This window comes from Vibrio sp. 10N.286.49.C3 (assembly GCF_041469545.1).
Taxonomy (GTDB): Bacteria; Pseudomonadota; Gammaproteobacteria; order Enterobacterales; family Vibrionaceae; genus Vibrio; species Vibrio tasmaniensis_A.
The window spans coordinates 89,207-113,027 of record NZ_JBFRKT010000021.1; the positions used below are offsets into that span (position 1 = coordinate 89,207).

The window sequence follows — 23,821 nt, forward strand, 5'->3', positions numbered from 1 at the left end:
TAGCCCTTAAAGATGAATTAAAAAAGGCCGCCCTATTTAGCTTCTGTGCTAATCAGGGCGGCCTTTTAGGCTTAAGAGCGAGTTAGTCATCGAAGAGAGCTAAATTACGTTACCTAAGCTATACCTTTATGCGAAGGTTACAACTGATGCTGTTGTTATAAGTAACTCTGTACGATGTCGTTGAGCTGACCATCGTCTTTCATTTGGTCGAGGCGCTGGTCGATGAAGCTTTGCAGTTTAGGATCCATCTCTGGGTCAAATGCTAAATGGATGGGGTAGTTATTGATCACTGAGCCAAATTCTTGCATCTGGTAGTCATCAATACTGAGTTTCTGCTCATTTAGGTTGTATTTGATTCGAGATTCCATTTCAACAAAAACGGTATCACCCGGAGTTCGGTTTAATACACGAAAAGCCGCGCTGTAGTCTTTAACTCGAATTTCGTTAAGCTTACCTTGTTGGATATAAGGCTCTAGATTTGGATATTCAAACCCCACCAGCAATACCACCGCTTTTCCGTTTAAATCATCGATAGTGTTGAACTCAAATGGCTTCTTGCCGCTGCTGAGTAACACATGTTTTACATTGTAAATCGGATCTTTAGACAAGTTTACAGATTGGATATTTCCCCAACTTGGGCTGCCATAGGTGACCCAGTTTGGATTCTCTCTAGCGTCGAGCTTATCGACCATTCGGTTGAAAGGGTAGGTGTGGTAATCGATCTCGTATTGGCTGTCATCAAATACGGCTTCAACAATATCCGAAACCATTCCTCTGTGAGATGACCCGTCAGTTTCGATCTGAAAAGGTTGCGCTTGGCTTGCAATAATGTAGTAGTGAACAGGTTCGCTTGCAAAAGCATAACTGCTTGAAAACAAACTGACTATGGATGCAACTATTAGATGTTTTTTCATAACCTTCCCTAGTTATTTGATGAATGACTACTATTATACTAGTTGAGTAATTGTAGTTTGCTAGGATAACAATAATGGTAATTTTTGTATGGTGAATAAAGGAAAACGCTATATTGGACTCTCCCGACAGTTGATCGGGGTAATCATCGCAATCAGTACCTTATTCACAGTCATAGTGACAGGTCTAGGTTTGTATGTGGAGTACCAAAATCGAGTTTCTTTTATCAGTTCTCAGATCGAACAGGTTAAGGATGGTTATCTTTCCGGCTTAACCGCCAGTTTGTGGGTTGAAGACCGAGAGCAACTGTTTGTGCAAGCTGAAGGTATCTCCCGCTTACCCTCGGTCAGTTATCTGTTAATAGAAAGCCCCGATGAAAAAATTTTAGAATTAGGTCAACAGACGTCCGGTCAGTCTTATTCTCAATCTTGGGATATGGTGCATCAGATGGGAGGCTCAGAGTTCCAACTGGCGACGCTCACGGTGCAGTCTGATCTGAGTATGATTCTCAACGACTTTGAAGATCGGGTATTATTATTGCTCGCCTTCGAAGCAGTTAAAATCTTCTTATTGTCTCTGGTGTGTTTAACCATCGTCTATCGCCTTGTAGTCAAGCGCTTAATGACCATGTCTTCTCAGATCAACCATCAACAGGTTGAAGACAACAAACCGCGATTTTTAACACCCACTAACTCTACCTACAGTGATGAGATCTCGACACTAGAGAGTAGCTACAATCAGTCGATTGAACGTATTCGTCAACAATACCAAGAATTGGAAAAAGCCAAAGATACTGCAGAGGTAGCGAACCGTAACAAGAGTGAATTTCTGGCCAACATGAGCCACGAAATCCGCACTCCAATGAACGGGATTATCGGGCTTTCATCACTGCTTTCTGAAATGGATATGCCGAAAGAGCAAAAAGAGTATGTCGACATGCTCAACACCTCTTCGCTTACTCTACTCGATTTAATCAATGACATTCTCGACTACTCGAAGATTGAAGCGGGTCGTTTAGAGCTTCAGCAAGAGCCGATGAAAATGATGGGTATTGCTGCCGATGTAGAGTCGACCTTCAGAGTTAAAGCCGAGCAAAAAGGGCTCAAATTCCAACTGGCGATTGATCCTAAGATCCCAACCATGGTGATTGGTGATGGCACCCAGCTAAGACAAGTGCTGAATAACCTAGTCGGCAATGCCATCAAATTTACCGAACATGGTCATGTCATGCTCTCACTTCGTTTAGAAGAAGTCATAGAGCCGGAACAGAAGCTCAGAGTGAAATTTGAGGTGACCGATAGTGGTATTGGTATCGCAGAAGACAAACAACAATCGGTATTCGATAAGTTTCAACAAGCCGACGGCAGCACCACCCGCATCTACGGAGGCACGGGGCTTGGTCTTACGATATGCGATAAGATTGTGACCTTAATGGGCAGTAAGCTTGAGCTAACCAGTATCGTAGGCAAGGGAAGTACATTCTACTTTACCGCTGACTTTGACCCGAGCTTAGACGTTGACGAGAGCAACATAGATTTTAATAAAGTCTCGGTACTTCTGGTTGATGACAGCCAGTTGAACATGCGTATTACCTCAACACAACTTCAATCATTCGGCGTTAAGTCTGAGTGCTGTGAAACCGCCACTCAAGCGTTAGAGCTTGTTTCAGAGTCTGTGGCGAAGTCGTTGCCTTATGATCTGGTGCTGATTGATAAAGTGATGCCGTCTATTGATGGATTCCAATTAGCAAGAAGTTTGATTGAGCGTTTTGACAAAGCTTGTCCGAAGCTAGTGATGATTTCTGCCGATCCTCGAAAACAGGATGAAGCACGCGCCAAACAAGTGGGTTTTGTTGCCTACATTGCTCGCCCTTATCAAGATAATCAGCTTAAATGGACGCTGAGTGAAGTCCTGGCGAGATCGGCTGATACCTCAACCTTTACCTATCCAAATCGAGGTGAGGTAGCGTTTAAAGATAATCAACCCGTGCCATTAACCAAATCATCGAGTTCTGTTGAAGCTACAACATCTGCTTCTGTTAGAACGACACAAATAGACAAACAAGCTCCAATCAAAGAAGAGCCAAAACCAGTTGCTGCTCCGTTTAGTGGTAAGGTTTTGGTCGTTGAAGATTCTAGAGTGAACCAACAAGTTGCCAAAATGATGCTTAAGAAGCTGGGGTTTGAGGTGGATATTGCAGACAACGGTGAAATTGGTGTCGAGAAATTTAAGGCCAATGACTATGTGATGATTTTCATGGATTGCCAGATGCCAGTTCTTGATGGTTTCGAAGCGACTAAGCAGATCCGAGCGCTCGAAGAAGGAACCTCTAAACACATTCCGATCGTTGCGCTGACGGCCAACGTCGTGCAACGAGATAAGCATTTGTGCTTCGATGTGGGTATGGATGAATTTTTACCAAAACCCGTCAATCAAGGGAAACTGAGAGAGATCGTTGCCAGTTTCTTGTCGAAAGGAACTGAGTCGAGCAAGGAACATGAGCAGAAAATCGTTTAGGTTCAATTAGCTGATGTCTCGCTAAAGCATATCCAACTCTATAAGAAACTCCGACAGAATCAGTCGGAGTTTCTTTTTTTTGCTAATGAGCACTTGGTTAGCTAATACATCTAGTTAGCTAAATACATATAGTTAAATACATATAGTTAAATACGTCGCGTATCAATACTGATTGAATCCATAAGCTGTTGTATTTAGGAAAACAAGCATGTGGTGATTGTCATAGCCGTGAAATACAACTGCCACGAAAATATGCTCTTAATGTCATAATCCCGTTATAGCATGCAGCCAACTAGAACTCCTTTTTAACCTTAACGAAACTCAACCTGTGAGAGCCTAAGATGTTCAAACCTTTGTATGTATTTGATATGGATGAAACGCTGATCAATGCCGATGCAGCGATGCTCTGGAATGAATTCTTGGTTGAAAAGGGCATTGCCACTGCGCCCAACTTTATTGAAGAAGATAAGCGCTTAATGGGTTTATATTCGGAAGGCAAACTGAACATGGAAGATTACCTAACGTTTTCCATGCAGCCTTTAGCCGATATGCCAACAGAGCAAGTTACCGCTTTGGTGGAAGAGTGTGTTGAACAGCATATTTTGCCTAGACAGTTCAAGCAGTCGAAACCTTTGATTGAGCAGCTTGAGAATGATGATATCGATATGTTGATCATCTCTGCCAGCGTGACTTTCTTGGTGGAAGCGGTCGGTCGCAAGATTGGTATCGAGAATGCACTCGGTATTGATTTGATTGAAAACCAAGGCCGTTTTACTTCTCAAATATCAGGTGTGCCAAGCTACCGTGAAGGCAAAGTCACCCGTTTAAAAGAGTGGTTAGACAATCAAGAAACTAACTACTCAGACATTCATTTTTATACGGATTCAATCAACGACTTACCTTTGTGCGAACACGCTGACTTTGCTTACTTGGTGAATCCATGCCCGCGTTTGAAAGCACTGGCTGATCAGCCGAATTGGTCGATTCTCAACTGGGATTAACGCAAATTTTCAATTCGAATTAGGTTCGCTCTAGAACTCATCAAGCCGCTGACGACAGCGGCTTTTTTGCATCATCAGTCTAATGTTCGATTTATTACCTTAGCTGACAAAAGGATAGATGTAACAATTCAATAACATCTCTTACTCTGCTGTAAATCAAACCACCATCTTTCAATCCCTTGATAGCACTCACTTTCTTGTCTTGATGATTTGTGTGTAACAAATATTTTACAAATTGACAGGGTTTCATCGAAATTGCCCATTTCCCTCCACCCATTCCATTATCTCGGCTTGTGGGCCAAATTTAAGTAAGGACAAAAAATACACAACACAAAACCAATAGGTACAAGGAGAAAGTTCATGGTGGATACATACAACCCGCTTGGTACGGATGGATTCGAGTTTGTTGAATACACGGCCGTTGACCACAAGGGAATTGAGCAACTTAAAGCGCTGTTTGTGTCACTTGGTTTTGCTGAGATCGCCAAGCACCGCTCAAAAGAGGCTTGGCTGTATCGACAAGGTGACATCAACTTTATCGTCAATGAACAGCCTCACAGCCAAGCGGCAGCGTTCGCTAAAGTGCATGGGCCATCGGTCTGTGGCATGGCTTTTCGTGTCAACGAAGCAACAGCTGCAATGGAGCAAGCGTTCAAGGGCGGTGGTGAAGAGTACAAGACAGAAATAGGGCCGATGGAACTGAGCATTCCTGCCATTTACGGTATCGGTGAAAGCCTGCTCTATTTTGTGGATCGTTATGGCAAGCAGAGCATCTATGACGTCGATTTCCGATTCTATGACGATGCGGAACAGCGCATGGCCGAAGCTAATGTTGGCTTGTATGAAATCGACCATCTCACGCACAACGTGAAACAAGGCAATATGGATGTATGGTCTGGGTTCTATGAGCGTCTGGGCAACTTCCGCGAGATTCGCTACTTCGATATTGAAGGTAAGCTGACAGGCCTTGTGAGCCGCGCCATGACCTCACCGTGTGGCAAGATTCGTATCCCAATCAATGAGTCTTCCGACGACAAATCACAAATCGAAGAGTTCATTCGCGAATACAACGGCGAAGGCATCCAACACATCGCACTCGCCACCGATGACATCTACAAAACCGTGAAGACTCTGCGTGATCGCGGTATGGACTTTATGCCAACCCCAGATACCTATTATGAGAAAGTTGACGATCGTGTAAAAGGCCACGGGGAAGATACCGGTCTGTTGCGTGACCTACGTGTTCTGATTGATGGCGCGCCGACCAAAGACGGCATCTTGCTGCAAATTTTCACACAGACGGTAATTGGTCCTGTGTTCTTTGAAATCATTCAGCGTAAAGGCAACGAAGGCTTTGGTGAAGGTAACTTCAAAGCGCTATTTGAATCGATTGAAGAGGACCAGATTCGTCGAGGAGTATTAGACGATGCATAAATGGATCTCGTTTCCTCATCGGGAGGGTGTGTGCTCTAAACAAGCGCACGCCGATTTTCCCGAAGAGGCAATTTATGAGCGAGAGGCGGGCCGAAGTGGATTCTTCGGCCCTGCCGCTCATTTTCATCACCAACATGCCCCAACAGGTTGGTCGGAGTGGGAGGGCGATTTACGTCCTCGCGCTTTTGATTTTACGCTGGTGGAAAAAGCTAGCCAGATAACCCCTTGGGCGGTGCCTCATCTTTTGCACAATGCGGACTGCAAAATCCGCGTGTGGCGCATGGATGAGAAGATGGATTTCTTAGTGCGTAATTCTGATGGTGATGAGCTGCTGTTCATTCACCAAGGTAGCGCCGATCTCTATTGTGACTATGGTCATCTAGCCGTGAGTGAAGGGGATTACGTGATGATCCCGCGCTCGACCAACTGGCGCTTAGAGCCAAGTGAGCCGATGTTCATCTTGATGATTGAGAACACCGACGCGGCTTACTCCCTGCCAGAGAAAGGCATGGTCGGTAATCACGCGGTGTTTGATCCGGCGGTGCTTGATATCCCGTCTATCAATGATCAATTCCGCGCTCAGTATTCAGAAAACCAGACTCAGGTTCAGGTGAAGCGCCACGACAAAGTCAGCGTGATCACCTATCCGTTCAATCCATTGGATGCGATTGGTTGGCATGGCGACTTAGCGGTGGTGAAAGTGAATTGGCGCGATATCAGACCGCTGATGTCACATCGTTATCACTTGCCACCTTCTGCGCATACGACGTTTGTTGGCGCAGGCTTTGTGGTGTGTACCTTTGTGCCGCGCCCGATAGAGAGCGACCCCGGAGCATTGAAAGTGCCGTTTTATCATAACAATGATGACTACGACGAAGTGCTGTTCTATCACGCTGGTGATTTCTTCAGTCGCGACAACATTGAAGCAGGCATGGTGACCTTCCATCCGGCTGGGTTTACGCATGGGCCTCACCCAAAGGCTTTCAAAGCGGGTCAGGCGCACAAGAAGAAGTTTACCGATGAAGTGGCGGTGATGATCGATACTCGCCATGCGCTGCAGTTCTCTGATGAACTCGATAGCGTTGAAAACAAAGAATATGTCTACAGTTGGCAAGACTCTGGTTTGAAAGAAATGGCTGACGATAAGAAATAAGGGACAAGGATGAAATTAGCAACCAAGAAAAATGGCACTCGCGACGGTCTACTGATGGTCGTAAGTAAAGATCTTAAACAATGTGTAGCTGCCACCGAAATCTTCCATGCGATGCATCTAGCGCCAACCATGCAGGTAGCATTGGATAACTGGGACAGCGTGGCTTCTCAGTTAGAAGAGTTATACACCTCGTTAAACAACGGGCATGTGACTGGCAGTGAAGTGTTTGCATCTCAGTATTGTGAATCACCTCTGCCACGCGCATATCAATGGGCGGATGGCAGTGCTTATGTAAACCACGTTGAACTGGTGCGTAAGGCGCGTGGTGCTGAAATGCCAGAAAGCTTCTGGGTTGATCCATTAATGTATCAAGGCGGCTCAGATGCGTTTATCGGCCCTCGTGACAATATCGAATTTGCCAGCGACGAGTGGGGCATCGATTTCGAAGGTGAGGTTGCGATTGTCACCGGAGATGTGCCTATGGGTGCCAGTGCTAAACAAGCGCACGATTCGGTTCGTCTACTGATGTTGGTGAACGATGTGTCTTTGCGTGGTTTGATTCCGGCAGAGCTTGCTAAGGGCTTTGGCTTCTTCCAATCTAAACCGTCTTCGGCGTTCTCTCCGGTCGCTGTGACACCTGATGAGCTTGGTGAACAATGGAAAGGCAGCAAGGTGCATTTACCGTTGATATCGACCTACAACGACCAACCTTTTGGTTGTCCGAATGCAGGCGTTGATATGACCTTCAGTTTTGCCGAGTTAATTGTGCATGCCGCTAAAACGCGACCATTATCGGCGGGCGCGATCATAGGTTCAGGCACGGTATCGAATAAGCAAGGCACTGATCATGGCACCTCGATTTCTGAAGGTGGTGTGGGATATTCATGTATTGCTGAAGTACGCATGATAGAGACGATTCGCGATGGTAAACCTTCGACTCAATTCATGTCGTTTGGTGACTCGATCAAGCTTGAGATGTTTGATGCGGCGGGTCATTCTATTTTTGGCGCGATAGACCAAAAAGTGAGCCAGTATCGAGCGCTATAATCCACGTAATAGGATTTCTGTATGAGCGAGAGCATCGTGAACAAGAACATTATACTTTACGGTTACTGGCGCTCGTCCGCAGCCTATCGGGTGCGTATTGGATTGAACCTAAAGCAACTCAACTATGAGTCGAAATCGGTGCATTTGGTGCGTAATGGCGGCGAGCAACATGACCCACAATATCGCGATCTCAATGCCAGTGAACTAGTGCCTGTGCTGGTGGATGGTGACGTTCAACTCAATCAGTCACTGGCTATTCTTCAATATCTCGATGAACACTATTTGTGTGAGAGCAGCCCTGACTCCTCGCTCATTCCAGAGCAAACACCACTGCGCTATCAAGCGTTGGCGATGGCTCAGGATATTGCGATAGAAATTCACCCTCTGAACAACCTGCGCGTGTTGCAGTATTTGGAGCGAGAATTGTCGTGCGAGCAAGAGGCGAAAATGGATTGGCTTCACTATTGGATGCACCAAGGTTTCAGCGCTCTAGAAGAGAAGTTGGCAAAGCACAGAAAAGCACATGGCGACTCGGTGTATAGCCTCACGGATTCACCATGCATTGTCGATATCTGCTTGGTGCCGCAGGTGTATAACGCGCTGCGCTTTGGCGTTGATATGTCACCTTATCCGCTAATTAATTCGATTGTCGAAGCGTGTAACCAGTTACCCGCTTTTATTGGGGCGATGCCAGAGAATCAAGCGGATGCGAATGCACCGATGTGAACGTATTGAATTGTTTTTAATGAACTGGAAACGTTATTTGGATTAAATCACGTTATAATTAAGATTTGGTATATTCAAAGATATTATGTATTAATTATTTTCAGGTTTAATTTTCAATTTTATGAATATTTATCTCATCTAGAATTAAACGGGCCGAATAAAACAAGCCTCATTATAATTAAATAAGAGGCTTGTAGTATGATTTATATTAGTGGTTTTTATCACTCGAGAATATTAGTAATAAATAACACCTTCGCCTTTCGTTATCAGAGTGCCAGCTTCATTGGTAATTATTTTATCTAAATCAAATAATGAACCAATCGCCGCATTACCCAAGCCAGCTTCAACGAATTTACAAACGGCATCAATTTTTGGCCCCATAGAACCAGCAGGGAATGAAAACTCTGCTAAACCAGCAGGCGTTGCTTGCTTCATTTCTGCTTGGTCTTCTTTACCATAGTTACGGAAAATTGAACCATCGGTTAAGATAATAAATAGGTCAGCATGGATTTTTTCAGCCAGTAATTCAGCCGTAAGATCTTTGTCAATCACGCACTCTACGCCAGTACTCTTACCCTGTTCAATACTCACGGGAACACCGCCGCCGCCACAAGCGATAACAAGGTTTTCTGTATCTAGAAGAGTTTCAATTTGCTGAATTTCAACAATGCTTTTTGGCATAGGAGAAGGCACAACGCGACGGTAGTACTCGCCATCAGCTTTAAATTGCATTGTGCTTTGAGCCATTAACTCTTTGGCTCGTTGCTCTGTATATACAGGGCCAACAAATTTAGTCGGGTTAGCAAACGCAGGGTCTTTTTTGCATACTTCAGTTTGCGTGACTAGCGTTGCTACGTCTAATTCAGGGTCAATGTTTCTGAGCTCTTGTTGTAACATGTAGTCCACCATGCCACAGGTTTGAGAGCCGAGCACATCCATTGGGTATGGGGTAGGCTCTGGCGAATATTCGCTATAAGCTGCGTTTTGTTCCATCAACAAACCTACTTGCGGGCCATTACCATGAACGATAACAATCTCATGCTCGCGTGCGATTGCAGCAATACTCGCCGCTGATTTGATTATATTTTCACGTTGGTTCTCAGCCGTTAATGCTTGGCCTCTTGCTAAAAGAGCGTTACCGCCTAAAGCTAATACTATGCGCATGATAATGTCTCCGATCATTTAATAATGATTTTATTTTACGTAGGGATTAACCGCTTGTTTCTAATTAAATTCAAGCTTATTAATAACAATGACTAGATTTTTAATTACTCTTAAGTAATTAACATGCCGAGATAGTATGGGAAAATAACCGTCCTAAATGTGATAGCTATCAAATTATTATTTCACTAGAAATGGAGCTGTGGAAATGAGAGTTATTGCAATTCGATTAAATATCCATAAGCTGGGATACAATCCAGTGGTGGACTCTTTTTTTGTATAAATGATTCGTCTTTAGTGAATATTATCTCAGCCCAAAAAATGAATAATTTGACATTTTTGTTTTAAATATGACGTTCAGATCTCATTAAGAACTTTAGAAAAGGTACGGGGCAAAACTGAGGCGAGGGTTCACGAGCTTAAAGAGTAGTTTAGATTCGGTTTTCAATCGGCTGCCTTTACTTCAGATGTTATCTGACAGCCAAGTGAAAAGTGGAGATAGCTTGCTACGTTCTAGGCCTAATCGCTAAAGCGAAACAACGCGCTTTATCTCTTCCAAGACCTCGGCGTTAGCGATAGCCCCGAGGTTTTCTACACTCTTACCATTGATCACCTGTTTCACTGCCAGCTCCACCAGTTTGCCAGAGCGTGTTTTTGGCACATCGCTGATCGCAAATATCTGGCTTGGCACGTGTCTTGGTGAACAAGAGGATTTGAGTTTGCTTTTGATGGCTGTCAGTAACTCATCATCTAGATCCACACCTTGTTGTAGTTGAACAAACAGCCATATCTGTTCGTTGCGGTCGATGTCTTTACCGACTGCGATAGAATCAACTATGTCGTCAATGGTGTTCACTTGTTGATAGATTTCAGCGGTACCAATTCGCACGCCACCAGGGTTGAGCGTGGTGTCGCCTCGTCCGTAAAACAGATAGCCGCCATGCACGCTCTGTGCGACTTCATCACCGTGATGCCACACATTATCGAACCTGTCCCAATAGGTGCTGTGGTAGCGCTCTCCAGTGTCATTCCAGAAACCAACAGGAAAGTTAGGTAAGGAATTGGTGCACACTAGTTCGCCGCGTTCGTGATTGACCTTTTGGCCAGAAGAATTGAACACCTTGATGTAGACCCCGAGCCCTGCCTGTTGGCACTCACCGCGATACACAGGCGAGATTGGGTTACCCAAAACAAAGCAGCCACAGATATCCGTGCCGCCAGAAATAGACGCTAAATGCAGGTCTTGTTTGATGTGTTTGTAGACGTAATCGAACTGCTCTGGGTAAAGCACAGAACCCGTCGAGCACAGTGTTCTTAATTTAGGAAGGTTGTGACTGTCGATCGGTGAGAGTTCCGCTTTTTCAATCGCTTCTAGGTACTTGGCTGAGGTGCCAAATGTCGATACATCAGCTCGCTGCGCTAAATCCCACAGAACGTTAGGTTGCGGATAAACCGGGCTGCCATCAAAGATGACCAAACAAGCCCCACTGGCGAGTGCAGAGACATGCCAGTTCCACATCATCCAACCACAAGTGGTGTAGTAGAACACGCGATCGTTTGGCTTAACATCGCAATGAAGTTGATGCTCTTTAAGGTGGTTGATGATAGTGCCACCAACAGAGTGCACAATACACTTGGGTTTTCCGGTGGTACCGGAGGAATAGAGCACGAACAACGGTTCATTGAAGCCGACACGAGTAAATCGAAGAGGTTGTGGCTGATAGTGATTAATGATGCTGTGCCAGCTTTGGGTTAACACATTGTGTTCAACGTTGTTCTTCTCTAAATGACTCTTCTCTAAATCGCTCTTATCTAAATCATTGTTCGGTTTCAAATAACCGATCTCACACACCTGTTTTAATTCGTTTAAGTGTTCGATGATTTCACGGTTCTTGTCCGTCATATCGAACGTTTTGCCACTGAAGGTGTAACCGTCACAGGTGAACAACACTTTGGGTTTCACTTGGCCAAATCGCTCAATCACACTCTCGACGCCAAAGTCAGGTGAGGTTGATGTCCAAATCGCCCCCAAGCTGGTGGTCGCTAGCATTGCGACCACGGTTTGTGGCAGATAAGGGGTATAAGCGGCAACTACATCACCTTGCTCCACGCCACAATCCAGGAGCCACTGTTGAACACTAGAGACAGCTTCACACAGGGTTTTCCATGTATAACTCTGTTGTTCGCCACGCTCATTCTCAAACCAAATCGCACGTTCATCCGGCATCTCTTGCGCCAAACGCAGCAAGTTTTCGGCGTAGTTAACTTGAGCATTCGGAAACCACACCGCATCGCGATTTGATTTCGGCTGCTGCCAGCGGCTCTCACCTTGAGTTTTGATGCGCTCGCCTTGTGCTTTATTAATACAGTCTTGCGAGCCGACCATTCCACAAAACTGCCACACGTTTTGCCAAAACGACTCCGGCTGATCCACAGACCATTGATGGAGATCCATGTAGTTTTTCAATTCCCGCTCGAGTACGCCCTGCTGATCGAGGCTATTCATAAATCGGGTTACGTTTGCGTGTGCGATACGCTGGTCGCTAGGTTGCCAAATTGGCTTATTGCTCTCGTGCATTCCTTTACCTTTAACAAAAAGTTAACGATTTCAGTCTGGTATTTAGGTTTTACAAAGTCAAAAGATCAGCAAAATAAGGGGTTGTCGGAATTGTGTAAATAAAATGTTACACGATCGCTTGTTTCGAAAAATCGCGCAAATTGGCGGATATAAGGAGTGGAGATAGGCTTAAAGGAAGACATTCGAAAGGAGGTGTGTAATGACTCAATATCATTCTAAGCCCGTGAGCCAAGAGGGATGGGTTGAGTGGAGCCTCGAAGAAGACGCCATTTGGCACGACTTAGTGAAAAGGCAACTGGACGTCATTAATGACCGCGCATGCGATGCCTATTTGCACGGTCTGGCCCTGCTGGATTTGCCATTAGACAGAGTTCCCCAGCTTCCAGAGATAAACAAAGTGCTAATAGAAACAACAGGTTGGCAAGTTCAGCCTGTGCCTGCATTGATCGATTTCGACCGATTCTTTGATTTGCTCGCCAATAAGAAATTCCCAGTGGCGACATTTCTGAGAACGCGAGACGAGTTCGATTACTTACAAGAACCTGATTTCTTTCATGAAATTTTCGGCCATTGTGCCATGCTGACCAATGCCGATTTTGCGACCTTCACTGAGCATTACGGAAAACTAGGCCAAGCAGCCACACCTAAACAGCGCGCGTATCTTGCCCGTTTGTATTGGTTTACGGTCGAGTTCGGTTTAGTAAAAGAAGGCGATAGGCTGAAAATCTATGGCGGTGGCATTCTTTCGTCTCCGGCGGAAACCATGTATGCGCTGGGAGGGGATTTGGCCGTTCGTGAGCGGTTCGATCTGCAAACGGTTTTAAGAACCCCTTATCGCATCGACATCATACAACCGAAATATTACGTGATTGATGAGCTGTCTGAGCTCTTCAAAATCAGTCAGGAAAATCTATTGCAGCAAGCTGATCTCGCGATAGACGAGGGATTACTACCACCACTTTTTGAACCTAAGGAACCAACACATGTTGAATGAACAAAAATGCGAAGCCTGTAGTATCGATGCAATTTCTCTTAATAAAGATGACCAACAATCTTTACTGTTGGAGTTGTCTGATTGGCAGATCATCGAAAGAGACGGTATCCCACAACTTGAGAAGGTGTTTAAGTTTAAGAACTACAAACAAGCATGGGCATTCAGCAATAAAGTGTCAGAGTTGGCAGAAGAAGAATTCCACCACCCTTCGATTTTATTGGAGTGGGGCAAAGTCACCGTCACTTGGTGGAGCCACTCAATCAAAGGCCTACACAAAAATGATTTCATCTGCGCCTCACGCTGTGATGTGTTCGCCGTGAGTGAATAGTCTTTTTGAGCTGGAGAAGTGTTTCTCCAGCCTCAATGATTCGAATATCTCATTATTCGAATCATATTATGATTTGAATGATGAGATTAAACGGCTCATAATGTGATTAGAATAAGTGTAACTTTCGCATCATGAGGCGTAATATGTGGATTTGGCAACAAGATAATTGGCCAAACTTTGTTTGGGATAATCAGAAAATAGGCGTGAGGTTAAGAGAAGTACGGCTTAATCAAGGCATCCTATTGGGCAAGATAACCTCTCAATCCTCAGACCAAACGCAAACAATGCTCGATACTTTGCTAGCGAACATTGTCCATTCTAGTGCGATCGAAGGAGAAAAACTCAACGCCTTCTCGGTTCGTTCTTCTTTAGCCAACAAGCTTGGCGTGAGTGAAGATCGCCCTTTTCCTACGACCGAACAAACCGATGGCCTAGCCGAAATTATGTTGGATGCCGTGCAGAACCTCACTGAGCCATTAGAGCTTGATAGGATTTTGCATTGGCACGATAGGCTGTTTCCTCAAGGTTACACCATGTTTAACCCTGTGATCGGAGGTCAGCTAAGAGGTGATGCTCCCATGCAAGTGGTATCGGGAAGAATTGACCGCCCGACCGTACATTTTGAAGCGCCTAGCCGAGATATTCTTGATGCTGAGTTAGATGCGTTTATCACATGGTTTAATGGTTCACTTACCGATGAGTCACTCGATCCTTTACTTAGAGCTGCGATAACTCACCTTTGGTTTATCACCTTACACCCATTAGATGACGGTAATGGCCGTATTACTCGATTGTTGACTGACTTGGCGTTAGCACAGGCCGAGCAGCAGTCGGTACGCTTCTATGCGATGTCGGTGGGGATTCTCGCTAACCGCAAGCATTACTACGAGATATTGGAGCGAACCCAGAAAGGTGGACTCGATATTAGCGAATGGTTGATGTGGTTCTTAGATACGTTAGACGAGACGTTTTCAGGCGTTTTCGCTGAGGTTGATCAAACCGTTTATAAGACTAACTATTGGCGAAGTATCGACCAAACTAAGCTTACAACAGAGCAAGTAAAAGTACTGAATAGGATGCTCGATGGTGATTTTTCTGAAGGTATCAATGCCAGCCAATATCAGAAAGTAGCAAAGGTGAGCAGTGCCACTGCAACACGTCATTTGAACGCTTTGATTGAGCATGGCTGCTTAGTCAAATCTGGTTCTGGCGGACGAAGCACGCGGTACTTATTACCAAAGTAAGTGATAGACGTTCGTGTCGCAAGTTGCCGATATTAATCTGAATATCGGCGACTGTTAGCGGCTTTTAGAGATAACTCTTTAGTGCGCAGATTTGTATTTTTTCCAATAATCAAAGCTGTTAAGTAATGCTAATTCGATACCTTTTCCATGGTATTTGTACGACACATAAAATCGTTCTATATAAGCGTAGAACTGAGGTGTATGCTGTGAAATTATTGATCTTTTTTGTGCGTGGACACTAACCATGAGGTAACCCACAACTGTCTTTTTCTTTGTTTCAGCGACAAAAAAATAGACATTTTTATTGTTCAGCTTCTCCTTGAGTAATGACTCCGTGAAAAGTAAATCAATGATTCTTAACTTACTTAAGTTGTAGTCACTTAAACTGTATTTGTTCCTATCTTTATTCGAATGACTAATATTACTGTGGCTGCCGGTTAATTGTTCGTGACACAAAGCATTGATAGAGAATAGATCGTTGAGAGTCGCTTTTCTAATTAACACCTTAAATCTCCTTTTTCTACGGTTATTCTTCTGACGCAAAACGTCTAAGATGCTAAGTAACTGATTAGAATAACCACTAGTAATTAAACTTAATTTATTGGCAGATAGACGTTTTTGTATGTTCGTAATATTCATCCGCGCGCTGTTTTAGTGCTTGGATTAAAGCACTTGGCAAGTTCCTTTCTTTTATCCAATGTTCAAATACTTCTATTGATTGAAATGTTCCAGACGAGATTAGATTGGAGTGTTGAGCTAGGTGATTTAACCAGTAAAGTGTTTGCAGAGCTTCCAGTGGATTTTTGGGGAGTTGTAGCTTTCCTTTTCTGACTTGTCCCTTGATATAAGGCTTCGCTGAATCGTCAAAAACTCTGCTGTTGTGTTCGGATTCGGAAAGTGGGTCTGGATTAATCAGCATTGAGCTATATCGTACGTAGAGTAGGTATTCCTGTTCTACTTGATCAAGCTCGTTGAAAGAATCGATTTTATCCTTAGGAATTGTCGTTTCATGTACTCGGTGATGTTCATCATTTAACAACAGCAACAGGTTAATTGGTTGAGCTGAGTAATGTTCAAGTAGGCGAGACACTGACTTCCAATGAAGCAGTAAATTCCGAATCAAACCTATGGTGATTGGCCCTTCTGGGTACAGCTTATACATGTACTTAACTTCGTCTTCATTAGACAAAATATGATCTAATGCAAACGTATTGATAAAAAAAACAGGGTGTACATAAGTAGCAATATTTCTGCCTTCCACACTGAACGGGTTATCTAAAGGGATGACTTGCACATCAACCTTTTCTAAGGCGTTTCGTAAGGCGTTCAATAAAATATCATTGGATTCGGATAGGTAAAGGTAAACCCTTTTTTTTACTGTTTTGGTTATGACGGTAAGCGGGTGTTTCTGCGTTGGGTTAGAGGTAAAATAAGAGGTCGCAAAATAGTTAGAGAATAGGATTATATTTGGAGATGCTCCTATCTTTTTTAACATCCCTTTTAAAATAAGACATCCACCAATCATTGAAGACATAAGAATGATTTGTTTTAAATTCTTTAAGCAAAGCTCAGAAAAGGAAGACAATACGTCGCAATAGGTGTGAGCTGGAGTGGCTAAAACTAAAGTATCCCAATAGGAGGGAAGGGGAGATAATTCAGTATAGAACTCATTAAATCTAACTAGCCCGACGAGCGGTGCTAATTGTGGTTTGTTTACCTCGCAACTAGCTAAGTACCCATGTTGTTTCATTAGTCTTTTTCTAGTTTCCCATTGATGGGAACTCTTGCTGATGAGGGCTATTTTTTGACTAAAAGGAGCTAGGATTTGGCTCGTTTGAATACCGGCAGGGCCGGCACCAACAACCAATGTGTTGCCTAAAATCATGATGTGACTCTCAATGTGAATGTTTTCTTTAAATACCTTTCGGCATCTTCGCTGTTTTATTCTCAATAACACCACTTCATCGTGGCAATTTAAAATTTCGTTGTTTATTTAATTATTATTATTAATTGAGGTGAAACCATCTTCTTGAGGAAGAATGTTTCATAGATTCTGATGCTTTATTTAAAGTTGTTTGGGGTAGGCCATCGATTAATTAATCGTTAATTTACGCTGAAATTAATACCCTGCCGTATTTATTTGATTCATTTTGATTGGGTCGGTTGAGGTATCTAGTATCGCTGGAATGCTTCACCTACGTCTAACCAACTTATCCTTAAGAATCAAAATGTCTGGAGAGATACCTATGTCAGCAACTAGCAATAACCAAGAACAGCCAATGGATTCACACTATTTGCCAGAGCCTTATCGAATTAGGGTGATCGAGCCTGTTAAAAGAACAACGGAACGTGAGCGAGAACAGGCGCTAATGAAAGCGGGATATAACCCTTTCTTGTTGGATAGCGACAAAGTGTTTATTGATCTCTTGACCGACAGTGGAACGGGAGCTGTCACGCAGGAGATGCAGTCTGCAATGCTAAGGGGAGATGAGGCGTACAGTGGCAGTCGAAGTTATCGAACGCTTAGCCAAGCGGTAAAAGACATCTTTGGCTATCAGTTTACTATTCCTACACACCAAGGACGTGGTGCCGAGCAGTTATATGTCCCTGCCCTGATTAACAAACGTGAGCGAGATCAGGGGCTCGAACGAGGCAAAATGGCCGCATTTTCAAATTATTTTTTTGATACTACTCAAGGGCACACTCAGCATAATAATTGTCGAGTGATCAACGTTCCTTCACCTGAAGCTTTTAATACTGAAATTAAGAGTGATTTTAAAGGTAATTTTGACTTGGAAGCACTCGCGGCAGGAATCGAAGAGATCGGTGCTAAAAATGTGCCCTATATCGTAAGTACGATTACTTGTAACTCTGCAGGTGGTCAGCCTGTTTCTCTTGCCAATTTGAAGGCTGTTTATGAATTAGCGCAGTCTCACGATATTCCAGTTGTTATGGACTGTGCCCGATTCGCAGAGAACGCTTACTTTGTTAAGCAGCGTGAAGAGGGCTATGCCGACTGGAGTGTTCAAGAGATAACTAGCGAAGCTTTTAAATATGCCGATCTCTTTGCTATGTCAGCGAAAAAAGATGCCATGGTTCCTATTGGTGGGCTACTCGCTTTCAAAGACGATAGCTTCTTAGATGTGCAGTTGGAATGCAAAACACTATGTGTGTTATTGGAGGGCTTTCCAACATATGGGGGTCTAGAAGGTGGAGCGATGGAACGTTTGGCTGTTGGACTTTATGATGGAATGGAAGAAGACTGGTTAGCATCACGTTTGCAGCAAGTCGAATACTTAGTGAACGGCCTAGAAGCGTTAGGGGTCCGTTGCCAGCAAGCGGGTGGGCATGCTGCCTTTGTTGATGCCGGTGCATTATTACCTCATATCTCACCAGAACAGTTTCCTGGACATGCTTTGTCTTGTGAGCTTTATAAAGTGGCAGGTATTCGAGGTGCAGAAATCGGTTCTTTATTACTAGGGTGTGATCCTGAAACAGGAAAGCAGCTTCCTTGCCCGGCTGAATTGTTTCGTTTAGCTATTCCCAGAGCAACCTATACACAGGCCCACCTTGATTACATTATTGCTGCTTTTAAAGAAGTGAAGAAACGTGCTTCATCAATTGCAGGTTTAAAGTTTACTTATGAGCCTAAGGTATTGAGACACTTTAACGCTACATTGGAACCTGCACTTTAAGTTGTGCCCCTTTGCACACAGCAAAGGGGCTACCTCTCTTTTATCTGAAAAAATTCAAGCAACGAGGGTTATGGGTTAGCGTGATAGTTTTTCTGGGGCTGAGAAGCTAAGTTGTTTTGAGAGGCTAAGATGAATTGAAGTTCATCCTTTTTAGTTAGGCAGATTTGGCTCGATTGGTTATTGACGTTGACGTTGACGATGTCAAATTCGTGCCAGAAGTAGAAATAGCTGATTATTAGTACAGAGAGGATGGTGGAAGATAGGCCAACAAGAGCCCATTGGTAGAGTCTTAAGTAGTTAGAACGAGGTAACTTTATCTGTTTCGGTGGGTCTAGCGAAGTTTCAAACTCAGGAATGTGGATCTTGTAACCTTTTCTTGGAACATTTACGATTTTGATACTATCAAGTTCTAAGACTTTTCTGAGGTTGGTAATAGCGACTGGCAAAGAGTTAGGGCCGATGATATCCGGGTTCCCCCACGCAGCAATGATCAGCTCTTCTTTAGTCGAAATAAATTCTTCTTTTTGGATCAGAGTTTCTAATATGCAGCTTTCAGGTAGAGTGATTGAAAATGATTTTTGATTACTGAGGAGGAGTTGAGCCCCCGATTCGTCTCTTTGCAGTACACAATTACCTATAGGCAGTTTTACGTTGTCCAGTTGTGCTCTTAACATAGTGTTTCTCCATATACCTAGAGAAGGGGGATTAAATTGCACCCCTAGGATTTTATATAATGGCTCATATTTTGAATATTATTAATAAATTTGTGAATAAAATTTGAATTGAAGTGTAAGTTTTTTGCACATCAGATGGTGCTATCTGTTTTATATAAAACTGAACGTGAGATTTTTACCTCCTTTGTTTTCTAAGTAGATCTTCATCCAACGCCAGTCATTGTCCTTACAGGCTTTAAAGGTGCAATGAACATTTTTGCCCTCAACGATCTCGTTGTCGCAGAAGTCGATAAATGATTGGAAAGAACGGCATATAAGTGTGTCCATAAATTCGTAATCCTTTTGAGAATTTATTCATATAAATCTTCTTGATTTTATCTTTAGAGACGACGTAGTTTTAATAAAAAATGATTATTAATTACCTCCAGACACCTCTTTCATACAGGAAAGGAGGACGAGATAGACTCTGACTTACTAGGATTGAATTATAATTATGCACTTTGATTGTTCTGGGCGTGGGGGGGAGATGCGGGATTTAATAAAGGCTCTCGCTTCATTTATTAGTTATAAATTATTGGAAGATTTGTCAGGTCGCTCGCATAATTTTACCGTTGGTTCTTAGGAACCAGCGACTCTTGCATTTTGCCAAATCTTTTGGGCACATAAGGATGAAGTCACCCTCTATATATTTGATAGCAAAGTTCCCCAAAACCAACTTTGTTATTCATTACTGGGCAGTGTTACTTGTAGTCGTCCTATTTTTAAGTGACCAAGATCATATCAGAAACTCTGTCATTTTCCTTCTTACAAACAAACATGTTTTGCTGTTCAATACGTTAAACGGAGCCACTCCATTTTAGGTGAACCTTGTTTGGTTAAGGCTTTTAGACCTGATTGAAACTTTTCCTATACGCTGTTGTGTAACATCTGTATTTCCCCTTTCACTTTCTGTTTGTGCAAGGAGAAAAGTTGATAAAGATGAGCCCATAAATTACCCATTAATTACAAGAATTCATTTTTCAAACCCCTCTTAATACCTTCTGACTAACAAAAGTTGAGCCGAGCTGTACAACTACCATGACAACAACAGGAAGTTATTGATATGAGCGAGAATGTACCATTTACGAAAAAGACAAAGCGTTTTTGGCTAACGCTTTTGGGAGCCGTAATGTTTGTCGTTGGCACGCCAACCTTGACGAATGCGGCTGAAGATAAAGCTCTAAAGGGAGCTGTGGATTATTATGTTTATGGTTTAACGTCCAGTGAGAGCTTGCCGAACAAAGACAGCAGTGCGGCAGCTGGTATTGCACGGATTACATTGAATTGGCTAGCTTACCAAAAAGAGAGTGATACCGGAGCTTTGCAGCTGAGGGTTGATCATAAGCACGGTTATACAGATAGTACGCCCTCTGAATTTGTCATGGGTAATGTCGGAGGGTTTGGCTTAATCCAACCAGCTTTTAGTGATATAGGTTTAAGGTTAACGAATCTTTATTGGACACAAACCTTTAATAAACAATCTACCGATATGATGGTTGGCTTTTTAGATACGACTGATTATGTTGATACTTATCAGTTGGGTAACCCTTACTATGGTTTTTCTAACTTACAGTTTAGTACCGGTTCCGGTTCCATCCCAATCCCAGATGAATCAACATTCGGCGGTGTTCTACGCCATATGATGTCGGAAAACTATTATTTTTATGCAAGTTTCTCTGATGCAAAAGCTGATTCGACTAAGCCTTTCGATGGTGTTGAACAGTTCATCAATGATAATCAATATTTTAAGTCCCTAGAAATAGGTTGGGTGGAGTCGAAAGACGATTTTTATTTGAAGAATTCACACCTAACAGTTTGGCACAGTGATGGGCCAAAAGAGCAAGCTAGCGAAAACTATGGCGCAAATTGGTCATCCATATATAAAACCGGCTCATGGATACCATTTTTCAGAGCCGGTGTCGCGCAAGGACCTGAGGCTCTATACAAATCTTCGGTCGTGTTTGGCACAGGATATAGTGGGGTAGGGCCTGGCACGCTTGGTATCGCTCTAGGTTGGGCTAAGCCTAATGCCGAACTAGATGATTCTTATAATTCAGAAATCTATTACCGCATGAATTGGGGGGCTCTCTCGTTAACTCCTAATGTGCAATATCTTCACACTTTACCGTTTAACTCAAAAGCCGATGACAGTTGGATTATAGGTTTAAGAGGCAACCTTCACTTCGGTTTTTAATGTAAGCCAAGCCGTTCTTTCCTAAATCACAACGGGAGAGCGGCTCTTTACGATGAGGCTTCAAATCGGTACCTAGAAATTGAATTAATTACCAATAATTAATTTATAAAAAACACGAAATTTACGTACCTTGGTTTGAATATTAAATGACATTCGTGAACCCATGACTACCAAGCGCCTACTTAGTATTAGTAAAGGAAGAAGAAAAGGTTACTTCTCTCGAGACAAGATTCAGCAGGATTACAATGTGCTCGAAGGAGCGCGCCAAAGAATATTGTACCTTCTCGACAACTTTAGCCACTTTTATGTATCGTTTTCCGGAGGGAAAGATTCTGGTGTTCTTTTGAACTTAACTATCCAAGAATCAAAAAAACGTGGCCGACTACCTGTTGATGTACTCATCGTAGACTTCGAAGCCCAATACCACGAAACTCATGCTTTTATTGAGCGTATGGTACTTCGTGGCGAAGTAAACCCATACTGGGTTTGCTTACCGCTTAGTTTAAGAAATTCAATTTCACAATTTCAGCCTAAATGGCTTTGTTGGGATCCAGATAAGGAAGCGCAATGGGTTAGAGAAATACCACAACATGAAGGCGTGATTTCTGATCTGGAGCATCTCTCGTTTTTTAAAAAAGGCATGGAATTTGAGGATTTCGTCTTTAAATTTGCTCATTGGTACCAAAAAAAGAAAGGCACACCAATTGCTGTGCTCATTGGTATACGAGCGGATGAGTCTTTACATCGTTTTAAAACTATTAAAAATCGTGCCAAAAAGAAATTTGATGATAAATATTGGACGACTCAAATGCAGGGCGACGTCTATATGGCTTACCCTCTTTATGATTGGAAAACTCCAGATATTTGGGTCGCGAACTCGCGCTTCAATTGGGATTACAACCGTATTTACGACTTAATGCATAAGGCCGGCGTCCCTCTTTCACAGCAGCGGCTTTGCCAACCTTTTGGAGATGAGCAAAGAAAAGGTTTGTGGCTATATCAAATATTAGAACCTGATACCTGGCAAAAACTAGTTGCCAGAGTAGAAGGGTGTAACTTTGGTGCTCGATACTCAAAAAGTCAGGGGCGTATCCTTGGTTATTATCGATTTGAATTACCACCGGGACTTAGCTACCGGCAATACAGTAAATACCTTTTGAAAACCATGCCGCCACATGTAGAAAAACATTACCGAGACCGAATTTTTAAGTTCTTACAGTGGTGGCGTAAAAACGGTCCTCAAAAAGGAGTGACCTGCATCCCTGACTACGCAGAGAGTAAATTGGAATCTAAAAAGCAAGTTCCTAGTTGGAGAAGAATTTGTAAAGTACTGATTAAAAATGACTATTGGTGCCGAGGGCTCTCTTTTGGGTACAACAAGTCCTTAGCAAAAAAATACCATGCCCTTTATGGAGAAGAGAGTAATACGAATGGAAAGTGAACCTACTCAAGCTTATCAGCACCGCCCCAAGAAGCGGTTGAAATCTATCAATAACACGAACAAACAAATCATTGATAAGGTCGCAATTTACAATAAAGCAGTCAAAGTACTCATCGAGCTTATTCCTGACTTACCGCCAGCTTGTCATGTTGAAATGATCCCACTTGATGAGATAGAAGCTAACCAATACAACCCAAATAAAATGGCGCCTCCAGAAAGTAAACTTCTAAAAACGTCGATGGAGAAAAATGGCGTAACTATGCCTATTTTAGTCAGTTGTTTGAATACTTCGGTGAAAAAATATGTCGTCATCGATGGTTGTCATCGCTATCAATTATTATTAAATCACCCCGAACTGCAAGCCTTAAAGGGCTACGTACCCGCAGTGGTGCTTAGTTTGCCTGAAGAAAAGTGTATGTCGACTTCGGTTCGTCATAATCTTGCTCGTGGTTCACATCAAGTCGAGCTTACAGCTGCTTTGCTTATCCAGCTTAAAGACATGGGATGGACAAATCATAAGATTTGCTACGAACTGGGAATGGATAAAGATGAAGTTTTACGATTGCAGCAGGTCACTGGGCTTGCTGCTGCTTTTAAAGATCAGGACTTTTCACAAGCATGGGAGTAATTATTTTTCTAGAAGCCAAAAACAACACGAACGTTATTCTGTAGATGTCCAAATA

Annotated in this window: 21 protein-coding genes; 13 read left to right on the forward strand and 8 right to left on the reverse strand. The window is 43.1% G+C overall.

Annotated elements, in window-relative coordinates; all coding sequences use genetic code 11:
• Nucleotides 1-155 precede the first annotated feature (155 nt).
• A complete protein-coding gene (locus AB4180_RS09405; RefSeq protein ID WP_102248758.1) occupies nt 156-914 on the reverse strand; it encodes an ABC transporter substrate-binding protein in 759 nt (252 codons plus the stop codon).
• 88 nt (nt 915-1,002) lie between these two features.
• Between AB4180_RS09405 and AB4180_RS09410 the strand changes: the two genes are divergently transcribed.
• Nucleotides 1,003-3,429: a response regulator gene (locus AB4180_RS09410; RefSeq protein ID WP_012601295.1), complete on the forward strand. Its 2,427-nt coding sequence runs from the start codon at nt 1,003-1,005 to the stop codon at nt 3,427-3,429.
• A gap of 341 nt (nt 3,430-3,770) precedes the next feature.
• On the forward strand, nt 3,771-4,430 hold the full coding sequence (locus AB4180_RS09415) for an HAD family phosphatase (protein WP_102248759.1): 660 nt from the start codon (nt 3,771-3,773) through the stop codon (nt 4,428-4,430).
• A gap of 94 nt (nt 4,431-4,524) precedes the next feature.
• Here the strand turns inward: AB4180_RS09415 and AB4180_RS09420 are convergent, their stop codons facing one another.
• Nucleotides 4,525-4,707 carry a hypothetical protein gene (locus AB4180_RS09420; protein WP_102248760.1) on the reverse strand — a complete coding sequence of 61 codons (183 nt, stop codon included), beginning with the start codon at nt 4,705-4,707 and terminating at the stop codon, nt 4,525-4,527.
• An 83-nt stretch (nt 4,708-4,790) separates the two neighbouring features.
• On the opposite strand from AB4180_RS09420, the gene hppD reads away from it, so the two are divergent.
• From hppD to maiA, 4 genes are read left to right on the forward strand one after another with little or no spacing between them, the layout of a single operon-like run.
• The gene (gene hppD, locus AB4180_RS09425) at nt 4,791-5,864 is read left to right on the forward strand and encodes a 4-hydroxyphenylpyruvate dioxygenase (RefSeq protein ID WP_102248761.1); all 1,074 of its coding nucleotides are present in this window, start codon (nt 4,791-4,793) and stop codon (nt 5,862-5,864) included.
• The gene (locus AB4180_RS09430; protein ID WP_076667470.1) at nt 5,857-7,017 is read left to right on the forward strand and encodes a homogentisate 1,2-dioxygenase; all 1,161 of its coding nucleotides are present in this window, start codon (nt 5,857-5,859) and stop codon (nt 7,015-7,017) included. The genes hppD and AB4180_RS09430 overlap by 8 nt, the downstream gene beginning before the upstream one ends.
• Before the next feature lie 9 nt (nt 7,018-7,026).
• Entirely contained in the window at nt 7,027-8,064 is a 1,038-nt protein-coding gene (locus AB4180_RS09435) for a fumarylacetoacetate hydrolase family protein (RefSeq protein WP_102248762.1), read from the forward strand.
• Nucleotides 8,065-8,085: 21 nt separating this feature from the next.
• Nucleotides 8,086-8,790, forward strand: a complete 705-nt coding sequence (maiA, locus tag AB4180_RS09440; RefSeq protein ID WP_102248763.1) for a maleylacetoacetate isomerase — start codon at nt 8,086-8,088, stop codon at nt 8,788-8,790.
• Nucleotides 8,791-9,024: 234 nt separating this feature from the next.
• On the opposite strand, the gene AB4180_RS09445 is transcribed toward maiA, so the two are convergent.
• The gene (locus AB4180_RS09445) at nt 9,025-9,954 is read right to left on the reverse strand and encodes a carbamate kinase (RefSeq protein ID WP_372081834.1); all 930 of its coding nucleotides are present in this window, start codon (nt 9,952-9,954) and stop codon (nt 9,025-9,027) included.
• Between the two features lie 523 nt (nt 9,955-10,477).
• The gene (locus AB4180_RS09450) at nt 10,478-12,529 is read right to left on the reverse strand and encodes an acetoacetate--CoA ligase (protein WP_102248765.1); all 2,052 of its coding nucleotides are present in this window, start codon (nt 12,527-12,529) and stop codon (nt 10,478-10,480) included.
• A gap of 199 nt (nt 12,530-12,728) precedes the next feature.
• Here AB4180_RS09450 and phhA point away from each other — a divergent pair, with 199 nt between their 5' ends.
• The 3 genes from phhA (at nt 12,729) to AB4180_RS09465 (ending at nt 15,095) form a co-directional block, all read left to right on the forward strand.
• On the forward strand, nt 12,729-13,523 hold the full coding sequence (gene phhA / locus AB4180_RS09455) for a phenylalanine 4-monooxygenase (RefSeq protein ID WP_102248766.1): 795 nt from the start codon (nt 12,729-12,731) through the stop codon (nt 13,521-13,523).
• Nucleotides 13,513-13,851 carry a 4a-hydroxytetrahydrobiopterin dehydratase gene (locus tag AB4180_RS09460; protein ID WP_017084970.1) on the forward strand — a complete coding sequence of 113 codons (339 nt, stop codon included), beginning with the start codon at nt 13,513-13,515 and terminating at the stop codon, nt 13,849-13,851. Before phhA ends, AB4180_RS09460 begins: the two co-directional genes overlap by 11 nt.
• A 143-nt stretch (nt 13,852-13,994) precedes the next feature.
• Entirely contained in the window at nt 13,995-15,095 is a 1,101-nt protein-coding gene (locus tag AB4180_RS09465; protein ID WP_102248767.1) for a Fic family protein, read from the forward strand.
• Nucleotides 15,096-15,173: 78 nt separating this feature from the next.
• Here AB4180_RS09465 and AB4180_RS09470 read toward each other — a convergent pair whose 3' ends face one another.
• The gene (locus AB4180_RS09470) at nt 15,174-15,734 is read right to left on the reverse strand and encodes a GNAT family N-acetyltransferase (RefSeq protein ID WP_338390235.1); all 561 of its coding nucleotides are present in this window, start codon (nt 15,732-15,734) and stop codon (nt 15,174-15,176) included.
• A complete protein-coding gene (locus tag AB4180_RS09475) occupies nt 15,694-16,980 on the reverse strand; it encodes an opine metallophore biosynthesis dehydrogenase (protein WP_102248768.1) in 1,287 nt (428 codons plus the stop codon). Before AB4180_RS09475 ends, AB4180_RS09470 begins: the two co-directional genes overlap by 41 nt.
• Before the next feature lie 394 nt (nt 16,981-17,374).
• Here AB4180_RS09475 and tnaA point away from each other — a divergent pair, with 394 nt between their 5' ends.
• The gene (gene tnaA / locus AB4180_RS09480) at nt 17,375-18,790 is read left to right on the forward strand and encodes a tryptophanase (RefSeq protein ID WP_029224450.1); all 1,416 of its coding nucleotides are present in this window, start codon (nt 17,375-17,377) and stop codon (nt 18,788-18,790) included.
• Between the two features lie 68 nt (nt 18,791-18,858).
• On the opposite strand, the gene AB4180_RS09485 is transcribed toward tnaA, so the two are convergent.
• Together AB4180_RS09485 and AB4180_RS09490 are read right to left on the reverse strand one after the other, a co-directional pair.
• Nucleotides 18,859-19,464 carry a winged helix-turn-helix domain-containing protein gene (locus AB4180_RS09485; protein WP_102248769.1) on the reverse strand — a complete coding sequence of 202 codons (606 nt, stop codon included), beginning with the start codon at nt 19,462-19,464 and terminating at the stop codon, nt 18,859-18,861.
• Between the two features lie 150 nt (nt 19,465-19,614).
• Nucleotides 19,615-19,791 (reverse strand): hypothetical protein, encoded by a 177-nt coding sequence (locus AB4180_RS09490; RefSeq protein ID WP_017082925.1) that lies wholly within the window; start codon nt 19,789-19,791, stop codon nt 19,615-19,617.
• A 775-nt stretch (nt 19,792-20,566) separates the two neighbouring features.
• On the opposite strand from AB4180_RS09490, the gene AB4180_RS09495 reads away from it, so the two are divergent.
• The 3 genes from AB4180_RS09495 to AB4180_RS09505 all read left to right on the forward strand — a co-directional run bounded on the left by AB4180_RS09495 (nt 20,567) and on the right by AB4180_RS09505 (nt 23,766).
• Nucleotides 20,567-21,697: a carbohydrate porin gene (locus tag AB4180_RS09495; RefSeq protein ID WP_017091943.1), complete on the forward strand. Its 1,131-nt coding sequence runs from the start codon at nt 20,567-20,569 to the stop codon at nt 21,695-21,697.
• 163 nt (nt 21,698-21,860) lie between these two features.
• On the forward strand, nt 21,861-23,138 hold the full coding sequence (locus AB4180_RS09500; protein ID WP_102248770.1) for a DUF3440 domain-containing protein: 1,278 nt from the start codon (nt 21,861-21,863) through the stop codon (nt 23,136-23,138).
• Complete coding sequence (locus AB4180_RS09505; protein WP_102248771.1) at nt 23,128-23,766, forward strand: ParB/RepB/Spo0J family partition protein; 639 nt, start codon at nt 23,128-23,130, stop codon at nt 23,764-23,766. Before AB4180_RS09500 ends, AB4180_RS09505 begins: the two co-directional genes overlap by 11 nt.
• The last annotated feature ends 55 nt before the right edge of the window (nt 23,767-23,821 follow it).

What these genes read in the sequence shown, in the direction of transcription:
- AB4180_RS09405 (WP_102248758.1), bottom strand. Translation starts at nt 914, where the DNA reads ATGAAAAAACATCTAATAGTTGCATCCATAGTCAGTTTGTTTTCAAGC.
- AB4180_RS09410 (WP_012601295.1), top strand. Translation starts at nt 1,003, where the DNA reads ATGGTGAATAAAGGAAAACGCTATATTGGACTCTCCCGACAGTTGATC.
- AB4180_RS09415 (WP_102248759.1), top strand. Translation starts at nt 3,771, where the DNA reads ATGTTCAAACCTTTGTATGTATTTGATATGGATGAAACGCTGATCAAT.
- AB4180_RS09420 (WP_102248760.1), bottom strand. Translation starts at nt 4,707, where the DNA reads ATGGGTGGAGGGAAATGGGCAATTTCGATGAAACCCTGTCAATTTGTA.
- hppD (WP_102248761.1), top strand. Translation starts at nt 4,791, where the DNA reads ATGGTGGATACATACAACCCGCTTGGTACGGATGGATTCGAGTTTGTT.
- AB4180_RS09430 (WP_076667470.1), top strand. Translation starts at nt 5,857, where the DNA reads ATGCATAAATGGATCTCGTTTCCTCATCGGGAGGGTGTGTGCTCTAAA.
- AB4180_RS09435 (WP_102248762.1), top strand. Translation starts at nt 7,027, where the DNA reads ATGAAATTAGCAACCAAGAAAAATGGCACTCGCGACGGTCTACTGATG.
- maiA (WP_102248763.1), top strand. Translation starts at nt 8,086, where the DNA reads ATGAGCGAGAGCATCGTGAACAAGAACATTATACTTTACGGTTACTGG.
- AB4180_RS09445 (WP_372081834.1), bottom strand. Translation starts at nt 9,954, where the DNA reads ATGCGCATAGTATTAGCTTTAGGCGGTAACGCTCTTTTAGCAAGAGGC.
- AB4180_RS09450 (WP_102248765.1), bottom strand. Translation starts at nt 12,529, where the DNA reads ATGCACGAGAGCAATAAGCCAATTTGGCAACCTAGCGACCAGCGTATC.
- phhA (WP_102248766.1), top strand. Translation starts at nt 12,729, where the DNA reads ATGACTCAATATCATTCTAAGCCCGTGAGCCAAGAGGGATGGGTTGAG.
- AB4180_RS09460 (WP_017084970.1), top strand. Translation starts at nt 13,513, where the DNA reads ATGTTGAATGAACAAAAATGCGAAGCCTGTAGTATCGATGCAATTTCT.
- AB4180_RS09465 (WP_102248767.1), top strand. Translation starts at nt 13,995, where the DNA reads ATGTGGATTTGGCAACAAGATAATTGGCCAAACTTTGTTTGGGATAAT.
- AB4180_RS09470 (WP_338390235.1), bottom strand. Translation starts at nt 15,734, where the DNA reads ATGAATATTACGAACATACAAAAACGTCTATCTGCCAATAAATTAAGT.
- AB4180_RS09475 (WP_102248768.1), bottom strand. Translation starts at nt 16,980, where the DNA reads ATGATTTTAGGCAACACATTGGTTGTTGGTGCCGGCCCTGCCGGTATT.
- tnaA (WP_029224450.1), top strand. Translation starts at nt 17,375, where the DNA reads ATGGATTCACACTATTTGCCAGAGCCTTATCGAATTAGGGTGATCGAG.
- AB4180_RS09485 (WP_102248769.1), bottom strand. Translation starts at nt 19,464, where the DNA reads ATGTTAAGAGCACAACTGGACAACGTAAAACTGCCTATAGGTAATTGT.
- AB4180_RS09490 (WP_017082925.1), bottom strand. Translation starts at nt 19,791, where the DNA reads ATGGACACACTTATATGCCGTTCTTTCCAATCATTTATCGACTTCTGC.
- AB4180_RS09495 (WP_017091943.1), top strand. Translation starts at nt 20,567, where the DNA reads ATGAGCGAGAATGTACCATTTACGAAAAAGACAAAGCGTTTTTGGCTA.
- AB4180_RS09500 (WP_102248770.1), top strand. Translation starts at nt 21,861, where the DNA reads ATGACTACCAAGCGCCTACTTAGTATTAGTAAAGGAAGAAGAAAAGGT.
- AB4180_RS09505 (WP_102248771.1), top strand. Translation starts at nt 23,128, where the DNA reads ATGGAAAGTGAACCTACTCAAGCTTATCAGCACCGCCCCAAGAAGCGG.